This is a genomic window from Amycolatopsis alkalitolerans (assembly GCF_006152065.1).
GTDB lineage: Bacteria > Actinomycetota > Actinomycetes > Mycobacteriales > Pseudonocardiaceae > Amycolatopsis_E > Amycolatopsis_E alkalitolerans.
This window is the reverse complement of sequence record NZ_VDFW01000021.1, coordinates 96,789-116,416: the sequence shown is the minus strand read 5'-3', so window position 1 is coordinate 116,416 and position 19,628 is coordinate 96,789. Positions and strand designations below refer to the sequence as shown.

At 69.6% G+C, this 19,628-nt stretch carries 22 protein-coding genes; 12 read left to right on the top strand and 10 right to left on the bottom strand.

From position 1 onward, the window contains the following. Nucleotides 1–2: 2 nt before the first annotated feature. Nucleotides 3–332 carry a YciI family protein gene (locus tag FG385_RS22780; RefSeq protein ID WP_139098796.1) on the bottom strand — a complete coding sequence of 110 codons (330 nt, stop codon included), beginning with the start codon at nt 330–332 and terminating at the stop codon, nt 3–5. A 90-nt stretch (nt 333–422) separates the two neighbouring features. Continuing rightward, a complete protein-coding gene (locus FG385_RS22775) occupies nt 423–1,082 on the bottom strand; it encodes a TetR/AcrR family transcriptional regulator (RefSeq protein WP_235022733.1) in 660 nt (219 codons plus the stop codon). 100 nt (nt 1,083–1,182) lie between these two features. Here FG385_RS22775 and FG385_RS22770 point away from each other — a divergent pair, with 100 nt between their 5' ends. Then, nucleotides 1,183–2,685, top strand: a complete 1,503-nt coding sequence (locus tag FG385_RS22770; RefSeq protein WP_139098794.1) for an MFS transporter — start codon at nt 1,183–1,185, stop codon at nt 2,683–2,685. Between the two features lie 13 nt (nt 2,686–2,698). Here the strand turns inward: FG385_RS22770 and FG385_RS22765 are convergent, their stop codons facing one another. The 3 genes from FG385_RS22765 to FG385_RS22755 form a co-directional block, all read right to left on the bottom strand. Next, a complete protein-coding gene (locus tag FG385_RS22765; protein ID WP_139098793.1) occupies nt 2,699–3,538 on the bottom strand; it encodes a ParB N-terminal domain-containing protein in 840 nt (279 codons plus the stop codon). Beyond that, entirely contained in the window at nt 3,535–4,191 is a 657-nt protein-coding gene (locus FG385_RS22760) for a metallophosphoesterase family protein (RefSeq protein WP_139098792.1), read from the bottom strand. The genes FG385_RS22765 and FG385_RS22760 overlap by 4 nt, the downstream gene beginning before the upstream one ends. Nucleotides 4,192–4,369: 178 nt before the next feature. Beyond that, nucleotides 4,370–5,452: a magnesium and cobalt transport protein CorA gene (locus tag FG385_RS22755; RefSeq protein WP_139098791.1), complete on the bottom strand. Its 1,083-nt coding sequence runs from the start codon at nt 5,450–5,452 to the stop codon at nt 4,370–4,372. A gap of 303 nt (nt 5,453–5,755) precedes the next feature. Here FG385_RS22755 and FG385_RS22750 point away from each other — a divergent pair, with 303 nt between their 5' ends. From FG385_RS22750 to FG385_RS22740, 3 genes are read left to right on the top strand one after another with little or no spacing between them, the layout of a single operon-like run. After that, complete coding sequence (locus FG385_RS22750) at nt 5,756–6,259, top strand: MaoC family dehydratase (RefSeq protein ID WP_139098790.1); 504 nt, start codon at nt 5,756–5,758, stop codon at nt 6,257–6,259. Nucleotides 6,260–6,271: 12 nt separating this feature from the next. After that, the gene (locus tag FG385_RS22745) at nt 6,272–7,369 is read left to right on the top strand and encodes a DUF2332 domain-containing protein (RefSeq protein ID WP_139098789.1); all 1,098 of its coding nucleotides are present in this window, start codon (nt 6,272–6,274) and stop codon (nt 7,367–7,369) included. Nucleotides 7,370–7,422: 53 nt separating this feature from the next. Then, entirely contained in the window at nt 7,423–9,033 is a 1,611-nt protein-coding gene (locus FG385_RS22740) for an acyl--CoA ligase family protein (protein WP_139098788.1), read from the top strand. Here the strand turns inward: FG385_RS22740 and FG385_RS22735 are convergent. Further along, nucleotides 9,030–9,413 carry an NUDIX hydrolase gene (locus FG385_RS22735; RefSeq protein ID WP_139098787.1) on the bottom strand — a complete coding sequence of 128 codons (384 nt, stop codon included), beginning with the start codon at nt 9,411–9,413 and terminating at the stop codon, nt 9,030–9,032. The genes FG385_RS22740 and FG385_RS22735 overlap by 4 nt on opposite strands. A gap of 142 nt (nt 9,414–9,555) precedes the next feature. Here FG385_RS22735 and FG385_RS22730 point away from each other — a divergent pair, with 142 nt between their 5' ends. From FG385_RS22730 to FG385_RS22705, 6 genes are read left to right on the top strand one after another with little or no spacing between them, the layout of a single operon-like run. Continuing rightward, nucleotides 9,556–9,747 (top strand): hypothetical protein, encoded by a 192-nt coding sequence (locus FG385_RS22730; protein ID WP_200834612.1) that lies wholly within the window; start codon nt 9,556–9,558, stop codon nt 9,745–9,747. Between the two features lie 8 nt (nt 9,748–9,755). Continuing rightward, nucleotides 9,756–10,316, top strand: coding sequence for a PH domain-containing protein (locus tag FG385_RS22725; RefSeq protein ID WP_139098786.1), 561 nt, complete (start codon nt 9,756–9,758; stop codon nt 10,314–10,316). Nucleotides 10,317–10,342: 26 nt separating this feature from the next. Further along, nucleotides 10,343–11,212, top strand: a complete 870-nt coding sequence (locus FG385_RS22720) for a PHP domain-containing protein (protein ID WP_139098785.1) — start codon at nt 10,343–10,345, stop codon at nt 11,210–11,212. Further along, nucleotides 11,213–11,830 carry a MarC family protein gene (locus tag FG385_RS22715; RefSeq protein ID WP_139098784.1) on the top strand — a complete coding sequence of 206 codons (618 nt, stop codon included), beginning with the start codon at nt 11,213–11,215 and terminating at the stop codon, nt 11,828–11,830. Nucleotides 11,831–11,847: 17 nt separating this feature from the next. Further along, nucleotides 11,848–12,705: a RecB family exonuclease gene (locus tag FG385_RS22710; RefSeq protein WP_200834609.1), complete on the top strand. Its 858-nt coding sequence runs from the start codon at nt 11,848–11,850 to the stop codon at nt 12,703–12,705. Beyond that, on the top strand, nt 12,702–13,019 hold the full coding sequence (locus FG385_RS22705; protein WP_235022732.1) for a hypothetical protein: 318 nt from the start codon (nt 12,702–12,704) through the stop codon (nt 13,017–13,019). The genes FG385_RS22710 and FG385_RS22705 overlap by 4 nt, the downstream gene beginning before the upstream one ends. A gap of 47 nt (nt 13,020–13,066) precedes the next feature. On the opposite strand, the gene FG385_RS22700 is transcribed toward FG385_RS22705, so the two are convergent. Genes FG385_RS22700 through FG385_RS22685 form a run of 4 tightly spaced genes read right to left on the bottom strand, consistent with a single transcriptional unit; the run spans nt 13,067 to nt 18,431 of the window. Next, nucleotides 13,067–14,356 (bottom strand): L,D-transpeptidase, encoded by a 1,290-nt coding sequence (locus FG385_RS22700; protein WP_139098782.1) that lies wholly within the window; start codon nt 14,354–14,356, stop codon nt 13,067–13,069. A 46-nt stretch (nt 14,357–14,402) separates the two neighbouring features. Continuing rightward, entirely contained in the window at nt 14,403–15,257 is an 855-nt protein-coding gene (locus tag FG385_RS22695; RefSeq protein ID WP_139098781.1) for an alpha/beta fold hydrolase, read from the bottom strand. Then, on the bottom strand, nt 15,254–16,732 hold the full coding sequence (locus tag FG385_RS22690) for an Rv3212 family protein (protein ID WP_235022731.1): 1,479 nt from the start codon (nt 16,730–16,732) through the stop codon (nt 15,254–15,256). Before FG385_RS22690 ends, FG385_RS22695 begins: the two co-directional genes overlap by 4 nt. 34 nt (nt 16,733–16,766) lie before the next feature. After that, entirely contained in the window at nt 16,767–18,431 is a 1,665-nt protein-coding gene (locus FG385_RS22685) for a DEAD/DEAH box helicase (protein WP_139098780.1), read from the bottom strand. 248 nt (nt 18,432–18,679) lie between these two features. Between FG385_RS22685 and FG385_RS22680 the strand changes: the two genes are divergently transcribed. Together FG385_RS22680 and FG385_RS22675 are read left to right on the top strand one after the other, a co-directional pair. Further along, nucleotides 18,680–19,327: a ferritin-like fold-containing protein gene (locus tag FG385_RS22680; protein WP_139098779.1), complete on the top strand. Its 648-nt coding sequence runs from the start codon at nt 18,680–18,682 to the stop codon at nt 19,325–19,327. A gap of 43 nt (nt 19,328–19,370) precedes the next feature. Then, entirely contained in the window at nt 19,371–19,601 is a 231-nt protein-coding gene (locus tag FG385_RS22675; RefSeq protein ID WP_139098778.1) for a DUF3107 domain-containing protein, read from the top strand. Nucleotides 19,602–19,628: the final 27 nt, after the last annotated feature.

Below are 19,628 nucleotides of genomic sequence, written 5' to 3'. Positions count from 1 at the left end.
GCTCAGTAGGCGAGCGGCCGCACCTCGACCGCCCCGTGCTGGGCGCCGGGGCACTGGGCGGCCCATTTCAGCGCCTCGTCGAGGTTCTCGCACTCGAACAGGAAGTAGCCGCCGAGCTGTTCGCGTGCCTCGGCGAACGGGCCGTCGGTGAACAGTTCCTCGCCGTCGCGCACGCGAACGGTGGTCGCGGTGGAGGAGTGCCCGAGCCGGACGCCTCCCTTGCGCACCCCGGCGTCGCTCAGCTGGCGGTTGTACTCCTCGTACTCGGGGCTGGTCTTGCTGTAGTCGGCCGGTGCGGTCTCGTCGACGTAGATCATGGCCAGGTATTGCATGGCGGAATCCCTTCTCTTCGCTCAGCCTGCCCGGTAAGGACGACCATCGGGGGCGCGGATCGACAGGGACCTTGTGTGAACTGGGTCACATCAGCGGCACCAGTGCGCCATGACGTCCTGGATGTCGAGCGTGCCGAGTGCCGGCATGGGCAACGGGGTCGCCGCGTCGGCGCGCAGGCTGTCGAACAGCAGTGCCGCGTAGCGCCGCCATTGGTGCGGGGCGACGGCATGGGTGTACTCGGCCACCGCGCCGATCATCTTGAACAGGATCGGCAGGTCTTCGGGTTCGAAGTCCGCCCGGAGCTTCCCGGTCTCCTTCGCCCGGTTGATCAGTTCCTGGGCCAGCGGGATCACCTTGTCCCGCGCGATCGCGACCTTGTCCTGCCCGAACGCCGTGCTGAGCATCACGTCGTGCAGACCGCGGTCCTCCGCGATGAGCGAGACCGAGTCCCACAGGAACTTCTGCAGGCCTTGCCACGGATCATCGTCGTCCAGCGACTCGGTGATCAGGTGGCCGATCTCCTCGAGCCGGTCTGCGAACATGGCGTCGACCAGGTGCTCCTTGTTCGGGAAACGCCGGTAGACGGTGCCCACACCCAGTCCCGCGTGATGAGCGACGTCGTCGAGCGTCGTCTCCATGCCACGTTCACGGAAGACCTCGCGGGCGCTGGCGATGATGCGCTGACGGTTGCGTTCGGCGTCGCGCCTGAGCGGCCGCTTCGTTGCGGTCCGCGATGTGTCCCGCGTCATGATTCCCATCCTAGCAGGAAGTCGAGGTTCCTCCTCCACTTCGTGTACGGTGGATCGTGAAAGGGGAGGTCTCCACTCCACATAGTCTGCGAGGACCAGTATGCCTGACTCGTCCACGGTCGCCGTCGAGCCCAGAGCCGGCGGCAGAACCACGGAAGATCCGCACCACTCGCGCCGCTGGCTGATCCTGGTGGTCATCAGCCTGGCGCAGCTGATGGTCGTGCTCGACGCGACCGTCGTGAACATCGCGCTGCCCAGTGCCCAGCATGCGCTCGGTTTCTCCAGCGACGCCAGGCAGTGGGTGGTCACCGCCTACGCGCTCGCCTTCGGCAGCCTGCTGCTGCTCGGCGGTCGCGTGGCCGACCTGTTCGGCCGGAAGTACGCCCTGCTGATCGGGCTCACCGGGTTCGCGGTCGCGTCCGCGATCGGTGGCGCGGCCAACGGGTTCGAGATGCTCGTCATCGCCCGCGCGGCACAGGGGCTCTTCGGCGCGCTGCTCGCGCCGGCCGCGCTTTCGCTGCTGACCACGACGTTCACCGACGTCAAGGAACGCGGCCGGGCGTTCGGCATCTTCGGGGCGATCGCCGGCGGGGGTGCCGCGGTCGGCCTGCTGCTCGGGGGCGTGCTCACCGAGTACCTGAACTGGCGCTGGTGCATGTACGTCAACATCGTCTTCGCCGTCGTCGCGCTCATCGGCGGCCTGACGCTGCTGGTGCACCGTCGCTCAGAGCACCGGCCCAAGCTCGACATTCCGGGCACGGCTGCCTCGTCGGCCGGACTCTTCGCGCTGGTCTACGGCTTCTCCAACGCCGAGACCCACGCCTGGTCCTCGCCCCTGGTGTGGGGTTTCCTGGTCGCGGGCGTCGTGCTGCTCGCCGTGTTCGTCGTGCTGCAGAACCGTACGGCGCACCCGTTGCTGCCGCTGCGTGTCGTGCTCGACCGCAACCGCGGCGGCGCGTACCTCGCGGTGTTCATGCTCGGTATCGGGATGTTCGGGATCTTCCTGTTCCTGACCTACTACCTGCAGCAGAACCTCGGCTTCTCGCCGGTCACCTCCGGGATCGCGTTCCTGCCGATGGTGGCCGGGTTGATGCTCACCGCCACGACCGCGACCGCGGTGTTGCTGCCGCGGTTCGGGCCAAAGCCGCTGGTCGGGCTGGGCATGCTGATCGCGGGCGGCGGGATGTTCTGGCTCAGCGCGATCGACACGAGCAGCACCTACGCCGGCGGCGTACTGCTCCCGCTGATCGTGATCGGGCTTGGCATCGGCCTGTCGATGGCGCCGTCGATGAACGTCGCCACCGCCGGGGTCGACCGGCACGACGCGGGTGTCGCGTCCGCCACGGTGAACACCGCGCAGCAGGTCGGTGGCTCGATCGGCACCGCGCTGCTCAGCTCGATCGCCGCGAACGCGCTGTCCTCGTTCACCGCGGGCAAGGCGATGAACCCGCAGTTGCTGGCCGAGGCGGCGATCCACAGCTACACCACGGCGTTCACCTGGGCAGGCGGGATCTTCGTGCTCGGCGCGATCATCTGCTATCTGCTGATCAAACCGGGTGTGCCGCAGCAGCAGGCGGGTGAGCCCGCCGCCGTCCACATGTGACAGATCCGGGTACTCACCGCTGGGTGCGCAAGGTCTCGATGACCTCGTCGTCCCAGCGGTGGGTGCGGATCAGGCGGTAGCGCTCGCCCGCGACCCACATGTAGGCCTCGGCCTCCGTGCGGGTGCCGACGAGGTCCGCCTGCCGCAGCATCGCCACCACCGGCTCGTACTCGTCGCGGTACCAGCGGCTCGCCACGGTCGCGCGGTCGAGGAACGTGCCCTCGTCCTGCATGAGCCGGAATCCCCAGGCCTCGACGTGCTCGCCGAGCATCGCGTAATGCCAAGCGTCGGCCAGCACGACCGCGGCCCGCGCCTCGCCGGTCAGCGGTACCCGTTCCAGGAACAGGCGGCGGTAGTCCTTGACGATCAGGTCGCCGCGGTAGCGGATGCCCTCGGGCTTGAGTTTCGTCCGCACCTCGGTCACGTATGCATCTATTGTAGACAGTCCTAACGCGAGTGCGACGGAGACGCGGTGGTGCCCGTCGATGATGAAATGCAGTTCGCCGACGCGGTACACCTCGATCGGCGGGATCGACTCGCCGCGGCGCGCGGCGAGCGCGAGCCGCTCCCAGCGCTGGCGGACCCGGCCGGAGGTCGGGCGGAAGCGGCGGTCGAAGTCCTGGCCGCGGTCGACGCTACCGACGATCGAATCGAGCCGGATCACGCGCAGCCCGAGGCGCCGCTCGCCCTGGTAGCCCAGCGCGTCGACGACCTCCTCGAACGGCAGCATGATGTTGACGTCGTCGGGTTCGCGGCGCAGCCAGTTCGCCAGGCGGGAGAGCACCTGGCGGCGGCGGGCACGCAGGAAGTCGTGTTCGGCGTCGGCCCGGGGAAAACCGGTGTCCCTGTTCATACCCGCACCTCGTCGAGGTCGAGCACGTGCGCGCCCACCACGTTGCGGACCCTCGTGGTGCCGAGCCGGTGTTCCGGCAGGTGCTCGCCGTAAGGGTGGATATGCCCGTGCAGCAACCATTTCGGGCGCAACCGCTCGACCATCCACAGAAGACAGTCGAACCCGTGGTGCGGCGGATCCTCGCGATCACCGACCCCGCGCGGCGGGGCGTGCGTGAGCAGGATGTCCACCCCGCGCCCGTCGCGGCGCTTGCGACGCCCGGCGGCACGCACCACCCGGCGGGCGCGGCGGGACTGCTGGGCCTGGGTCCACTGGTTCGGCCCGTCGCTGTAGCGGACCGAACCGCCCAGCCCGGCGATGCGCAAGCCCGCGACGTCGACCACCCGCCCGTCGGCGTCGATCCCGCCGGGCGGGCCCGGCCAGGCGTGCGGGAACCCGGCGCGCACCCACAGCCCGGCGGAGCGGGTGAACCCGGTCAGATCCGGGTCGTGGTTGCCGGGCACGAACACGCACGGCCGGTCCACCGCGTCGGCGAGTTCGCCGAGGTAGTCATAGGGAAGATCACCCGCCCCCAGGACGAGATCGACCTCGGTGCGGACCCCGCAGGTCCGCAGCCGTTCCTCGACCTCATCCGCGACAACGAGGGCGCGCACACCGCAAGAATACGGCGCGAACGGCTTCAGCGGCCCGCTCTCGCCAGTTCGGGGTGGTCGGCGATGAAGAACACGACCGCCGCGATCCACAGCAGACTGAACGTCAGGGCCCAGAACTTGAGGTTGGTCAGCAGGCGAGACATCGGAGGACTCCTTTGGAAAATTCAGGAAGACAGGGTCAGAGCCACTTGTTCTTCCGGAATATTCGGTAGAGGAGCAGGCAGGCGCCGAGGATCACGAGCAGCGCGAGCGGGTAGCCGAACCGCCAGGTCAGCTCGGGCATGTACTCGAAGTTCATGCCCTCGATCCCGGCCAGCATGGTCGGCACGGTGATGATCGCCGCCCACGCGGTGATCTTGCGCATGTCGGTGTTCTGCTGCAGCGAGATCTTCGCGACGGTGGCGTCGACCAGCGTGGTCAGCAGCTCGTCGAAGTTCGAGATGCGCTCGGAGACGGTGATGAGGTGGTCGTCGACGTCGCGGAAATACGAGCGGACGTCGTCGGGGATGAGCCGCGTGAAACCCTCGGAGAGCCGGCGGACCGGCGCGGCGAGCGGCACCACGGCGCGCCGCAGTTCCAGCACCTCGCGCTTCATCATGTAGATCTGCTCGGCGCTGATCACCGCGCGCGGCGCGAAGACGCGGGTCTCCATCTCCTCGATGTCGTCCTCGATCGCGCTGGTCACCTCGAGGTAGTGGTCGACGACGTGGTCCGTGATGGCGTGCAGCACCGCCGACGGGCCGGCCTTGAGCGTCTCCGGGTCCTCGTCGAGCTCGTGGCGCAGCCGGGCCAGCCCCGAGTGCGCGCCGTGGCGCACGGTGATGATGAAGTCGAGGCCGAGGAACGCCATGAGCTCACCGGTCTCGACGATCTCGTTGGCCGTCGTCGGCGACTCGTGCTCGACGTACCGCAGCGTCTTGAGCACCATGAACAGCGTGTCGTCGTAGCGCTCGAGCTTGGGCCGCTGATGCGCCTGCACCGCGTCCTCGACGGCGAGTTCGTGCAGCCCGTACATCTCCGCGATGCCCTGGATCTGCTCCTCGTCCGGCTCGTGCAGTCCGATCCAGACGAAACCCTCCCGCCTGCGGCGGACCTCCTTGACGGCGTCGGCGTGGTTCCAGCGGCCAGGCAGCCGCTTGCCGTCGACATACACGGCGCAGTCCACGACATAGGCCGAAAGCGGCACCGGGATCGGCGGCTCGATGCGGGCGCGCCCGTTCCCGCGGCCGCGCAGGCCACCGAGGGAGGGAATGGCAGGCATGGGGACTCCTGGCTGACGTAGTGCGTGCTACGACGGCCGTGCGGGGTGTCCGCCCGGCCGTGACCAGCGTCTCCCGGGGAGCGGGCTAGCGAGTCATGCCAGACCCGGCAGGCCGGGGAACGCTGGATTTACTAGGAAGCGGACTATCGCCACTACTCATCGTGCGTTCCTCACCTCCTCGGGCCGGGGACAATGTGCCGGTGGTCGCGTTGACGCGGCGCCTCCGGTGGTCAAGGGTACTCCTCGACCACCAGTCGCATCGTTTTCGGGCGGTGTGGCGTTACCGGTATCAAGGAGACGGCAGTGCAGTTCGGGCGGTATTTCGAGGAGTTCGAGGTCGGTGCGGTGTACAAGCACTGGCCGGGCAAGACCGTGACCGAGTACGACGATCACCTGTTTTGCCTACTCACGATGAACCACCACCCGCTGCACCTGGACGCGCACTACGCGGGCGAGACCACCGACTTCGGCAAGAACGTGGTGGTGGGCAACTACATCTACTCGCTGCTGCTGGGCATGTCGGTACCGGACGTGTCGGGCAAGGCGATCGCGAACCTGGAGGTCGAATCGCTCAAGCACGTCAAGCCGACCTTCCACGGTGACACGATCTACGGTGAGACCGAGGTGCTCGGCAAGACGCCGTCGAAGTCGAAGGACGATCGCGGCGTGGTGTACGTCGAGACCCGGGGCTACAAGCAGGACGGCACGATCGTGTGCACCTTCCGCCGCAAGGTGATGGTGCCGAAGCGTGCCTACGGCGAAGCCCGGGGCGGCGAGCAACCAGCCCGCCCGGTGCCACACGAATAACCGGAGGTTTGGGTGAGACTGGACGAGGTCAAGCAACGGCTGCGCGAGTTCGCGGCGGGACAGGCCGCCGGGGTGTCGCCGCTGTACGAGCACCTCGCCACGAAGGCGGCCGAGGACGGCGAAGTCGCCGGCCTGCTGACCCAGGCGTCCGGCGGTGCCCCCGAACTGCTGCTGGCCGCCGCGCACCGGCTCGTCCAGGCCGATCCCATCCACCCCCTTTCCCGTTACTACCCGTCGCTCGGCGGCTTCGACGGGGTCGACGGCGCGACCTGGCCGACCTTCCGGGAGTTCGTACTCGAGCGCGCGGACAAGGTGCGCGCGCTCGTGGCCGCGCGGCATATCGAGACCAACGAGGTCAGCCGCGCCGCCGGTCTGTACCCCGCGGTGGCGATGGCCGCGAAGCAGGCCAAGGGCAAGGTGGCCCTGCTGGAAATCGGCTGCAGCGCGGGCCTGCTGCTCGGTCTGGACAAGTTCGGCTACCGGTACCAGTGCGACGGTGGCGAGCAGTTGCTCGCGGGGCCCGCGAAGGCCGCGGTCGGCCTGCACTGCGCGCTCGACCTCGGGCCGGGCGCGGTGCTGCCGAAGCTGCCCAAGAAGGTCACCGCGGGCGCGAAGGTCGGTCTCGACCGCGCCCCGCTCGACGTGTCCGATGAGGACGAGCTGGCGTGGCTGGAGGCCTGTGTGTGGGCCGATCAGCTCGACCGGATCCGCCTGCTGCGCGCGGCCGCCGCGGCGCAGCGCAAGGGCACCCCGGAGCTGGTCGAAGGCGACGCGGTGGACGACCTCGCGGCCGCGGCCGCGCGCACCGGCGACCTGCCGCTCGTGGTCCTGACCAGCCGCACGCTGGCGCACCTGGAGCAGGAGCGGCGCGCGGCGTTCGTCGAGGGGCTGGCGAAACTCGCCGCCGGCCGTCCGCTGTGGTGGGCCAGCGACGAGCCGTACGAGGCCGCGCTGTCGCATGTGCTGCCGGGCCGCCCGGACCTGAACTTCTTCGACGGCACCGGCCAGTGCACGCTGGGCCTGGTCTCCTGGCGGGAGGGTGACCCCGAGGCGAAGGCTCTGGCACAGACGTCGCGGTTCGGCAACCGGATGACCTGGCTGGTGGCCTGACTTCCCGGTGCAATTCTGGAGGTAGGCGGCCGGCAGCCTCTAGATTGGGAGCCATGGCTGTCACCGAGGACACCTGGTTCACGCCCCTGACCCCGCTGGCCTTCCTCGAACGCTCGGCGGAGGTCTTTCCGGGCAAGGAGGCCGTCGTCTACGGCGACCGCCGGGTCACCTACCGCGAACTCGCCGCCGAGACGACACGGATCGCGCACGCCCTGCGCGCGTCCGGGATCGAACCGGGGGACCGGGTCGCGTACCTGCTCCCCAACATCCCGGAGATGATCGTCGCCCATTTCGCGGTGCCGCTCGCGGGGGCCGTGCTCGTCGCGATCAACACCCGGCTCGCCCCGGCGGAGATCCGCTACATCCTGGCGCACTCCGGCGCGAAGCTGCTCGTGGTCGACGCCGCGCTGCACTCGTCGCTCGCCGCGGACCTGCCGGTGTCGGAGATCGTGACGGTCACGGACCCGGCCTCCGGCGCCACCCCCGACCCGGCGGTCGCCGGCATCTCCTACGAGGATCTCCTGGCACGTGGCGCCGACGACCCGCTGCCGTGGACCGTCGCGGACGAGCGCGGCACGATCTCGATCAACTACACCTCGGGCACGACCGGTCGTCCGAAAGGCGTGATGTACCACCATCGCGGGGCGTACCTGAACTCGCTCGCCGAGATCGTCCACTCGCGACATTCGCCGGAGTCGCGGTACCTCTGGACGCTCCCCATGTTCCACTGCAACGGCTGGTGCACCGCCTGGGCCGTGACGGCGATCGGCGGTACGCATGTCTGCCTGCGCGCGGTCGACGCCACGGAGATCTGGCGGCTGCTCGACACCGAGGGCATCACGCATCTCAACGGCGCGCCGACGGTGCTGGTGACCATCGCGAACCACGGGGGCGCGCATCCGCTGCCGCACGAAGTCGTCGTCACCACGGCGGGTGCGCCGCCCTCACCGACGGTCATCCGGCGGATGTCGGAGCTGGGCGCGCGGCTGACGCATGTCTACGGGCTGACCGAGACCTACGGGCCGTACACCGTGTGCGAGCCCCAGGAGGGTTGGCTCAAGCTGGACATCGCCGAGCGCAGCAAGGTCATGTCGCGCCAGGGCGTTGGCATGATCGTGACCGACGGGGTGCGGGTGGTCGACGACGAGATGCGCGACGTTCCGCGAGACGGGGTCACGATGGGTGAGGTCGTGATGCGGGGCAACAACGTGATGTCCGGGTACTTCCAGGACCCGGAGGCGACGGAGAAGGCGTTCCGGGGCGGCTGGTTCCACTCCGGCGATCTGGGCGTGTGGCATCCCGACGGGTACATCCAGCTGCGGGACCGGGCGAAGGACATCATCGTGTCCGGCGGCGAGAACATCTCGACGATCGAGGTCGAGGCGGCGATCGACTCGCATCCGGCGGTGCTGGAGGTCGCGGTCGTCGGCGTGCCGGACGAAAAGTGGGGCGAGCGGCCGAAGGCGTACGTCGTGCTGCGCGCGGGCGAGTCGGTGCCCGGCGAGGAACTGCGGGAGCACGTGCGCGCGCAGATCGCCCGCTACAAGGTGCCGGACGTGATCGAGTTCGTCGCCGAACTGCCCAAGACCTCGACGGGCAAGATCCAGAAGTTCCAGCTCCGCGAGCGCGACTGGTCGGGTCTGGAGAGCCGGATCCAGGGTTAGCGCGGCAGCGTGCGCCAGTCGCGGAGCGTGTCGGCCAGGCCGTCCGTCAACGGCAGCGCCGCGAAGGCCGCCGCGTCCACCCAGCGCGCGTCGGCCGCGTCGTCGCCGGGCCTCAGCCGCCCGCCGAGCACCTCGCACACGTAGTCGTAGATCTCGTACCGGCCGCGCACGACCATCCCCGCGAGCGCGCCCGGCCGCACGTCAAGGCCGGTTTCCTCGCGCATCTCGCGCACGACGGCCTGCTCGTCGGTCTCCCCGGGCTCGACGCGGCCCCCGGGCAACGACCACAGACCGCGGCCGGGATCGTGCCCCCGCTGGATCACCAGCAGCCGGCCCGCGGCGTCGTGCAGGATGCCGCCGACGCAGCGCACCGATGCCATAACGGCAGCTTAACCTGTATGTGGTGTACACGGAGAGTAGCCATACGGTACGATCACACCCGAGCACTGCCCCAAGCGCGGGACTTTCCTCCCGTTACGGAGCGCCGTGCGGTACAACGTTGTTGGTGAGCAAGCTAGACCGATGCCGGAGCAAGAGACGGGATTGATCGTTGTGAACGCGAAGAAACTAGCCGGACTCGTGGGTATCGCGTTGGTCTTGTTCTTCGTGATCGCCCAGCCAGGCCAAGCGGCGAACCTCGTGGGCAATATCCTGACCTTCCTGCGCACGTCGGCTGAAGCGGTCATCACCTTCGTCAGCAACGTGTTCAGCTAGCAGGCGCCGTGTTCGCTCCCCGGGACCCAGACGAGTACCTGCTCGACACCGAGCGGAGGGTCATCCGGGTCCGCCGCCACTGGGCGGTACTGGCCTGGGACACCTTCGAGGCGATCGCACTGCTCGCGATCTGCGTGATGGTGTCGTACCTGCTGCCGCCGGCGCTCTACGTGGTGCAGAACGTCCTGTGGTACGCGGCACTGCTGGTGGTCCTGTACTACGCGTACAAGGTCATGGAATGGTGGGTCGAGCGGCTGGTGGTCACGGACAAGCGGTTCGTGCTCACCAGCGGTGTCTTCACGACGAAGGTCGCGATGATGCCGATCAGCAAGGTCACCGACCTGACGTACGAACGCACGGCCTGGGGCCGCATGCTCGGCTACGGCACCGTGGTCGTGGAGTCGGCGGGCCAGATCCAGGCCCTCAACCGGATCACCTTCCTCCCCAAGCCGGAGGATTTCTACGACACGATCTCCGAACTCGTGTTCGGGGACAAGCAGAAGCAGAGCGAACGCTTCTCCATGATCAAGGCCCAGCGCCTCGCGCGCGGCAAGCGAATGGTCGGTTGAGGGGCGTCCGCCTGCGGTAAGCCAGAATGGGTGCGATGCGCATCGACCTGCACACCCATTCGACCGTCTCCGATGGCACGGACAGCCCAGCCGAACTGGTCCAGGTGGCCGCACAGGCCGGCCTGGACGTCATCGCGCTGACCGACCATGACACCACCGCCGGGTGGGACGCCGCGACGGCCGCGCTGCCCGCCGGGCTGACCCTCGTACCGGGCGCCGAGCTGTCCTGCGTCAGCCACCGCGACGGGCCGCGCGGGATCAGCGTGCACCTGCTGGCGTACCTGTTCGACCCGGGCGCGCCCGCCATCGTGACCGAGCAGCGGAGGCTCCGGCTCGAACGCCGCACCCGCCTGCGGGCGATGGCCGAGCGGATGGCGGCCGACGGGCTGCCGGTCGATGCCGACGAGATCATGGGCCAGCTGCCGGCCGACTCGCCCCCCGGCCGCCCGCATCTCGCGCAGGCCCTCGTCCGCGCCGGTCTCGTGTCCACTGTGGACGAGGCGTTCGCGGAGTATCTGGGTAGCGGGCGCGGGTACTACCTGCCGCGGCAGGACACGCCCGTCGAGGACGCGATCGACATGATCGCGGCCGCTGGCGGGGTGACGGTGTTCGCGCATCCCTTCGCCCGCAGCCGCGGCCGGATCGTCTCCGTCGAGACGCTCGTGCACTTGGCCGAGCATGGCCTGACCGGGGTCGAGGTCGACCATCCCAACCACGACGAGGAGACCCGGGTCCAGCTGCGTGGTCTCGCGCGCGAGCTCAACCTGGTGCCGACCGGGTCGAGCGACTACCACGGCACGAACAAGACGATCCCGATCGGTGCCGAGGCGACCCCGCCGGAGTCGCTCGAAGCGCTGGTCGAGAAGGCGTCCGGTGCGCGGATCGCGGTGGGCTGAGTGTCGTTCTTCGACGTGGGTGTGTTCGCCGAGGCCACGATCACGCTCGTGGTGATCATGGACCCGCCGGGCACGGTGCCGGTGTTCCTCAGTCTCGTCGGCCGCAAGTCGCCCGGCGCCCGTGCGCGCGCCGCCCGCCAGGCGGTGCTGGTGTCGCTGCTGGTCATCACGCTGTTCGCGGTCGCGGGCCAGGCGATCCTGGCCTACCTCGGTATCGGCATCCCCGCCTTGCAGGGCGCGGGCGGGCTGCTCCTGCTGCTCATCGCGCTGGACCTGCTGACCGGCAAGGGCGGGACCGAACCGGAGGCGGTCGAGGACGTCAACGTCGCGCTGGTCCCGCTCGGCACCCCGCTGCTGGCCGGGCCGGGTGCGATCGCCGCGACGATCGTGTTCGTGCGTCAAGCCCACGGGCATCTCGGCGCCTATGTCGCGCTCGCACTCGCGATCATCGTTACGCACGTGGTGATCTACGTGTTCATGCGGTATTCGGGCCTGGTGATCCGGCTGATCAGGGAGAGCGGCATCCTGCTGCTGGCGAAGATCGCCGGTCTGCTGCTCGCCGCGATCGCGGTCCAGCTCATCGCCAACTCCGTGCGCGGATTCATCGGCGGCGCCTGAGTACGGTTGGGGGCGTGGTGGAACAACTGGGGTTCGAGTTCGCGGTGCAGCCGCGGCGCCTGACCAAGGTCAGCCCGGCGCGGCTGGCCAACTTCGCCGACTGCCCGCGGCGCTACCGGTTGACGTACCTGGACCGGCCGACGCCCACGCGCACCGGCCCGTGGGCGCACAGCACGCTGGGTGCGGTGGTGCACAACGCCTTGCGCGCGCTGTTCGAGCTGCCGCCCGAGCGCCGTACGCCGGTCCGCGCCGCGCAACTACTGAGCGAACACTGGCAGGACGCCGGGTTCGCCGACGCCGAGCAGGCCGCCGTGTACCGGGACAGGGCGAAGACGTGGGTCATGGAGTACGTCGAGCACAACGACGTTTCGCAGACGCCGATCGGGCTGGAGCGCTGGGTATCCGCGCCGGTCAATCCCGAGCCGGGCCGCCCGCCGACGATGATCATCGAAGGCAGGGCGGACCGGATCGACGAGCGCGGGGACGAACTCGTCGTGGTCGACTACAAGACCGGCCGCCGGGCGCCTGACGAGTACGAGGCGCGCAGCTCGCAAGCGCTCGCCATGTATGCGGTCGCGTCGGCCCGCACGTTGCGAAAGCCGTGTCACCGCGTCGAACTGCACCATCTGCCGACCGGCACGGTCGCGGCGGCGGAGCACACCGACGAAAGCCTGCGCCGCCACCTCGCCCGCGCGGAGGAGACGGCCGAGGATCTGCGGCTCGCGACGGATACGCTGACCGCCGGAGGAGATGGCGACGTCCTGTTTCCGGCCAGCCCCGGCACGCGCTGCGCGTGGTGCGACTTCCGGCCCAGCTGCGCGGACGGGCAGGCAGCCGGGCCGCCGGCGAAATCCTGGGAGCTACTGGCACCGTGAGCACGGAGGAACTGCGGGTCCCCGCCGCCGAGGAGTTCCGTCGGCGCGGGCGGCGGTGGCGCGGGCTGACCGGCTCGCTCGCCGCGGGTCTCGCGGGGCTGGCCGTGCTCGTGCTGGGCGCGGGCCTGGTGTGCCTGCTGTTCGGCGTGCCGGGGCCCGGCGCCGCGATGCTGATCGGGCATCCCGTCGCCGCGGTGATCGCTCTGGTGGCGCAGCGTTTCGTCGACCGGCGCGACGGACCGGTCGCAGCTCTCGCGGCGGCGGTCGTCGTGGTCGATCTACTGGCGGCGCTGTCGCTGATGTGGTGGTTCTGAGGCGTCGCGAAAGCCGGACTCACCTGCGGCGAGTTCCGACTCGCGCGTTATGCCGCGGCGGAGTTGTTGGCCGGGGCGGTGGTGAGCGGCGCGCCGGCCGTCGAAGCGGGTACCTCGGAGGGCGCGACGAAGGTGCTGCCGTTGGGACCGGCCTGCACGGCCTTGTGCAACGCGCTCTTGTCGAGCAGTTGCGGCCACGAGTAGAACCAGTCGGTCCAGCCGTCGCCGTTCGTACCGGCCAGCGGGCTGTTGGTGATCGTCACCGGGTCACCGGGCAGCTCTTCCTGGTAGTACGTCTGCGCCGCCTGAGGCGGCATGTTGACGCAGCCGTGGCTGACGTCGCTGCTGCCCTGCTGACCCACCGACCAGTAGGCGTCGTGCAGGAAGTCCCCGCTCCAGGTGAACCGCACCGACCACGGCACCTGCAGGTCGTAGTAACCGGGCTGGCCCGGCGCGATGTCGGAGGGCTTCATCTCCTCCGGATTCGCCTTGTCGATCGTCAGATACGTGCCGTCCGGCGTGTCGTGCCCGCGCTTTCCGGTGCTGATGGGCCAGTCGTACTGCAACTGCCCGTTGCGATAGACCTGCATGTGGTGGGTGGTGGTGCTGGCGGTCACGATGAGGGAGTCGCCGATCAGGAACGTCTGGGTGAGGTCGGCGGTGCCGTACATGCCCGGCGCGCCCTGCACGCCGTCGAGCAGTCCCGTGAAGCTGACGGTGGTGTGCGCGGGCCAGTAGTCCCGCGGCCGGAAGTCCACATGCTCGTCGTCCAGCCACCACCAGGCGCCGACCACCGGCTGCGAGCTCGTGACGTGCAGGGCCTGCTCCACCGCCGCCTTGTTCGTGATCGCGTGGCTGAAGGTGAGCTCGATCGGCATGCCCACCCCGTAGGTGTCGTGATCGCCTTCGAAGATGTGTGTCCGGAACGTCTTCGACGGGGTGAGTGTGGTGAAGCTGCTCGTCACCGTCGTCGCCTGGCCGGCGGGGTTCACGCCGGTCGCGGTCACCGTGTATGTCTGCGCCACGTTCAGCGTCCCCGTGCTACGCCAGGTGGATCGCTGCGTGTCGAAACTGCCCATGACCTGGTCGCCCTGGCTGTGCACGCTCACGTCACGCACCTGGCCGCCGGTGGCGGTGACCACGATCGGCGCGTCGGTGGCCACGTTCTGGCTCGAATTCGCCGGACTGATCGCCAGCCGCACCGCCGGAATCGCCGGTTTCGCCGGGCCCGCGGCCGAATTCGGTTGGCTCGCTGAGCATCCGGCCACCGCTACCGCCGCCACCACCATCACCACGATGGCCAGCAGCCGTCCGCGCATCTCGTGTGCCTCCCCCACCGTAGCCCTCCCGTGCAATCCGTGAGACTTCCGAAGATACCGCTAATCAGAGCCAGGAGCGCCACGCCGGCAGCAGGATGTCCAGCAGTGCCTTGGGGTTTTCGGTGTTGGGCGAGTGCGCGGCGTTCGGCACGATCGCGAACGGCGCGTCGAGGCGCTCGGCCATGTCCTGCTGCGAAGCCACGCTCCACGCGTCGTCACCCTCGCCCGCCACGACCAGTGACGGCACCGAGCCCAGCGCTTCGGCGAGGGAAGCGACGAGGTCCGGTTCGAAACGCAGCCCGTCCGCCATCCCGAGCAGCCCGGCAGGGGCCGAGGAGACGAAGCGGCGCCGCAGAAACTCCTTGAGCTCGACCGGAAGCCGCACCCACGACGGGAACTGCTCGTACATCCGCTCACGCATCCGGTACGCGGCCGCAATCCCCTTTTCGCGCAGCAAGGGCTCGCCAACGCTGAGCGCGACCCGCCGGGGCCCGTCCGGCAATGCCGAAGGACCACTGTCCATCAGCGTCAACCCGGCGATCTCCGCACCGGCGAGCACCGCGGCTCGCGCGACGAGCCCGCCGTAGGAATGCCCGAGCAGCAGCACCGGTTTTCCGCCCGCCACAAGGTGCCCCACCAGCCCGGCGAGGACCTGGCCCAGCGCTTCGGGCAGGTAGGATCGCTCGTCTTCCGGCCCCGGCGACTCGAACTGGCCCGGCAGGTCGATCGCGATCGCGCGGAAACCGTCCGCCGCGATTTCGTCCAGCATGGGCGAAAAGTCCTCTTTGGACCCGGTGTAACCAGGCACCAGCAGCACGGTGGCCTTACCGGTTTCCCTGGTGCGCAAGGCCGCTATCGGCCCTTCCGAGCCGGGTAGCTCGACTCGCTCGGCGCCGTGCGGCGTGAGCTGGCCGCTCACCTCAGCGCGGCCAGCGTCGAACCGCGCTGCTCCACCAGCACCGGGCCGGCCGCGGTCAGGCGCACCGGCCCGGCGTAGCCGTGGCGGTCGACGCCGATCGTGCGGATCGTCGCACCGTTCTGCTCGTTCAGCACAGCCAGACCGCCCTGGATCGGGACCACGAGCTGGTGGTCGAACACGATGCCGGGCCCGAGCGCGGAGGTGAGTGTCCACAGCGGAGTGAGCGTGTCCCGCGAGAAGGCCATCAGCCTGGAACCGGTGAACCAGTACACATTGGACGCTGTCGAGGAGGTTGCGGGGACGCCACCGGCCGGATCGTGGGCGAGGTCGGACGCCGGCAGGTCGAGCGGGTAGGTCGCGACCTGCATGCCGTCGGCGCCGTACAGCACGAGTTCGCGCTGATCGGGCATCGCGACCGCGACGTAGTCACCGGACATCGCGACCATGCGCGCGTCATGGCCGGGGAGGATCGCGCTGAAGGACACCTGCGGCTGGTCGGCGTCCTTGGGCGCCGCGCGGAAGACGGTGATCCGGTCGCCGGGGTCGCCGGGGCAGCGTTCGATCACCCCGACCCGGCTCGAGGCCGCCGCGATGGAGCCGTAGGTGCAGCCCACGCGCGGCTGCTTGTCCGGGTTGACCAGCACGGGCACCTTGCCGTACTGGTCGGTCTCGACGAGGTCGTCTCGCCAGGTGTCCAGAAACGTGGGGCCGAACGCGGTGACGTACGTGCCGTCGGTGACCAGCCTGGTGCCGAGTTGCGCGCTGCCGGTGCGCTGCGCCATCCGGTGACCGGTGGACGGGTCGAGCCCGATGACGTCGCTGCAGGCGCTCTCGTTGTTGACGCCGCCCTTGCGGTACACGGCGACCGCGCGGGACCACGCCTCGGCGGCGGTGCACAGCCGCAGGTCACGCGCGTAGCGCCACCGAACCTGGCCGGTGAGCGGGTCTCGGCCGTCGAGTTCGCCACCGTTCGCCGTGACGACCGCGTTGCCGGCGGCGATCGGCACCGGGGCGGCATCCGATTCGGCCTGCCAGAGCTCGCTGAGCTGCGCGGGAACCGCCGGCGGAGTCACCGGCAGCGCGGGCGCGGGGGAGGCGGTCTCCGAAATCGTGGCCCGGCTTTCGCTGCCCGCCCACACGATGGTCCCCGTGACGAGCGCGACCACGGCGATCACGGCGGCGATCACCCTGTCCCGCCGCCGGCTCCACGGCGAAGGCCGGTCCGCGTGGGTATGCCGCCGGGGCGGCCCTTTCGGCACCTCGGACGCGCCCGCGAGCACGTCCTCGACGCCGATGATCACCGTGGTCTCGGAGTCCTCGAGCGGGCGGCGATGGCGGCCGCGGGGCGACGAGCCGGCCCTGGGCTTGTCCTGCTCCGGCGGCTCGGGTTCGGTTCCGGTTTGCCCGCCGGCGGCCTCGACCTGCTCCTCGCTGGCTTCCCCCTGCTCGGCGGCGGTTTCCGAGGGCTCGCTCACCTGCTGCTTCTCCCGTTCTCCGGTGCGCTGGTGCTCAGTCTGCCGAAGTGGGTGTGTCGGTCGCGTTTACCGTCCCGGAACGGCGGCGACGGCGGCGCCGGGCCGGGCGCTCGGGATTCTCCGCCGTCTCGCGTTCGGCGGCCGGTGCGGTCTCGCCACTACGGGTGCGGCGGCGACGCGGGCGGTCTTCCTCGGCCGTCTCGTTGGCGGAGTCCACCTTCTCGGTGCCTTCGCCGGCGCCGCCACCCCGGGTGCGGCGGCGGTCGCGCTTGCGCGGCGTCGAGGCGCCTGAACGGCGGCGGCCGCCGTTCAGCTTCTCTTCGGGCTCGGCGGACAGCCCCGCCCGGGTGCGCTTGCCCAGCGGCAGCCGCCCGGTCGCGTCCTCCGGGATGTCCAGGTCGCTGAACAGGTGCTTCGAGGTCGAATACGTCTCGACGGGCTCCGGGATTTCGAGGTTCAGCGCGTCGGAGATGACCTTCCAGCGCGTTTCCTCGTCCCAGTCGACCAGCGTGATCGCGACCCCGGTCTTGCCGGCGCGGCCGGTGCGGCCGATGCGGTGCACGTACGTCTTCTCGTCGTCGGGCGTCTGGTAGTTGATCACGTGCGTGACGTCCTCGACGTCGATGCCGCGGGCCGCGACGTCGGTGGCGACCAGCACATCGATCTTGCCCGAGCGGAACGCCCGCAGCGCCTGCTCACGCGCACCCTGCCCCAGGTCCCCGTGCACGGCGGCGACGGCGAACCCGCGCTCGGCCAGATCGTCGGCGACCTTCTGCGCGGTGCGCTTGGTGCGGGTGAACACCATGGTCAGGCCGCGGTCGCGGGCCTGCAGCACGCGCGCGATGAGTTCGGGCTTGTCGAGCGAGTGCGCCCGGTAGACGAACTGCGTGGTGCGCTCGTGCACCGCGCCCGCGTCGTTCTCCTCGGCGCGGATGTGCGTCGGGCGGTTCAGGAACGTGCGGGCAAGCGTGATGATCGGGCCCGGCATGGTCGCGGAGAACAGCATGGTCTGCCGCTCGTCGGGCACCATCGTCAGGATGCGCTCGATATCGGGCAGGAAGCCGAGGTCGAGCATCTCGTCGGCCTCGTCCAGCACCAGCGCGCGGACCTTGCCCAGCACCAGATGCCGTTGTTCGGCCAGGTCCAGCAGCCGGCCAGGGGTGCCGATCACCAGGTCGACGCCCTTGCGCAGCGCGTCGATCTGCTGTTCGTAGGGGCGCCCGCCGTAGATCGCGAGGGTGCGGACGCCGAGGTACCTGCCCGCGTCGGTGAGGTCGTGGGTGACCTGGAGGCACAGCTCGCGGGTCGGCACCACGACGAGCGCCTGCGGCGTGCCGTCACCGGGGGTGACCAGGCGTTGCAGCATCGGGACGCCGAAGCCGAGCGTCTTGCCCATCCCGGTGCGGGCCTGGCCGATGAGGTCTTCGCCGTCGAGCGCGAGCGGCAGCGTGAGCGCCTGGATGGCGAACGTCCGCTCGATCCCCGCCTCGCCCAGCGCGCGGACGATCTCCGGGCGTACGCCGAACTCGGCGAACGTGGGATTCTCCGGCTCGACGAGCGCACCGGCCTGCAGCGGGTGCGAGGGATCCGACGCCGGAAGGCCGCTCTCACTGTGCTCAAGAGCGACCGGGTCGGTTTCTGTTCGGTTGTCGGAAGTGCTTGCGGTCAGTGTGATCGCCTCTCTCGTACCAGCGCGCACTCACCTGGTTCGATCTCGGCACTCGACCGCGGGATTCGGATCGCGGGAATGCCGGGTAAAAAGGCGTGCACGCACACTGTGTTGTCGCGGGCCGCAGGTGAACGCGGGCCCGATATCCACCCCATTGTCGGGGTGGAAGCTCGTCAATACCTCCTCATTGTACCGGGCGGCCCGCTGGCCTCGGACTTTCGGTCCGGCGTGTTCAGGTGGGATCGGTCTCTTCCGGGAGCAGATATAGGGTTCCTGTCGTGACTTCCGAGATCCGTGAGGGCGTCGTCGACCTGCTCGGCGTCATCGCCTACGGCGAGCTGTCGGCGTTCGACCGGATGGCTGAAGACGCCCGTGGCGCGCCCAGCCTGTCGGGCCGGGCGGCGCTCGCGTCGATGGCCGCCGCGGAGATCGGGCACTACGACCTGCTGTCGAAGTACCTGCGCGAGCGTGGCGTGACGGTCGAGCAGGCGATGGCGCCGTTCGTCGACCATATCGACGCGTGGCATGCCTCGACGGCGCCGAAGTCGTGGCTCGAGTCGCTGGTCAAGGCCTATGTCGGCGACGGGCTCGCCGCGGATCTCTACCGCGAGGTCGGCAGCTGGCTGGACGACGAGACCAGGGATCTGGTGACGACGGTGCTCGCGGACACCGGGCATTCGGCGTTCGCCGAGCGGGAGGTCGCCGCGGCGATCGAGGCGGACCCGAAGACGCGTGACCGGCTGGCCCTGTGGGGGCGGCGGTTGCTGGGGGAGGCGCTCACGCAGGCGCAGTACGTCGTGGCCGAGCGAGACGGGCTGGCCGAGCTGATCGTTTCCGGCTCAGGCGATCTGTCGGGAATCGCGGCGCTCTTCCGCCGGTTGCAGCAGGGGCACGCCAAGCGGATGCAGAAGCTCGGACTCAGCTAGCCTTGGTGCAGGTTCAGCGAACACAGACAGGCGGAGGTCATACGTGGAGGTCAAGATCGGCATCAAGGACACGCCGCGCGAGCTGGTGGTGTCCAGTGGCCAGTCTGCCGATGAGGTCGAGTCGCTGGTCGCCGACGCACTGAAGTCCGCCGACGGGCTGTTCCGCCTCACCGACGAGAAGGGGCGCAAGTTCATCGTCCCCTCCGACCGCATCGCCTACGTCGAGATCGCGCCGAGCGACGTGCGCAAGGTCGGCTTCGCGGTCGGCGCGTAATCCGGTCCACAAGCAGAAGGGACGCCC

What these genes read in the sequence shown, in the direction of transcription:
- FG385_RS22780 (WP_139098796.1), bottom strand. Translation starts at nt 332, where the DNA reads ATGCAATACCTGGCCATGATCTACGTCGACGAGACCGCACCGGCCGAC.
- FG385_RS22720 (WP_139098785.1), top strand. Translation starts at nt 10,343, where the DNA reads ATGGGTGCGATGCGCATCGACCTGCACACCCATTCGACCGTCTCCGAT.
- FG385_RS22765 (WP_139098793.1), bottom strand. Translation starts at nt 3,538, where the DNA reads ATGAACAGGGACACCGGTTTTCCCCGGGCCGACGCCGAACACGACTTC.
- FG385_RS22735 (WP_139098787.1), bottom strand. Translation starts at nt 9,413, where the DNA reads ATGGCATCGGTGCGCTGCGTCGGCGGCATCCTGCACGACGCCGCGGGC.
- FG385_RS22775 (WP_235022733.1), bottom strand. Translation starts at nt 1,082, where the DNA reads ATGACGCGGGACACATCGCGGACCGCAACGAAGCGGCCGCTCAGGCGC.
- FG385_RS22740 (WP_139098788.1), top strand. Translation starts at nt 7,423, where the DNA reads ATGGCTGTCACCGAGGACACCTGGTTCACGCCCCTGACCCCGCTGGCC.
- FG385_RS22755 (WP_139098791.1), bottom strand. Translation starts at nt 5,452, where the DNA reads ATGCCTGCCATTCCCTCCCTCGGTGGCCTGCGCGGCCGCGGGAACGGG.
- FG385_RS22730 (WP_200834612.1), top strand. Translation starts at nt 9,556, where the DNA reads ATGCCGGAGCAAGAGACGGGATTGATCGTTGTGAACGCGAAGAAACTA.
- FG385_RS22770 (WP_139098794.1), top strand. Translation starts at nt 1,183, where the DNA reads ATGCCTGACTCGTCCACGGTCGCCGTCGAGCCCAGAGCCGGCGGCAGA.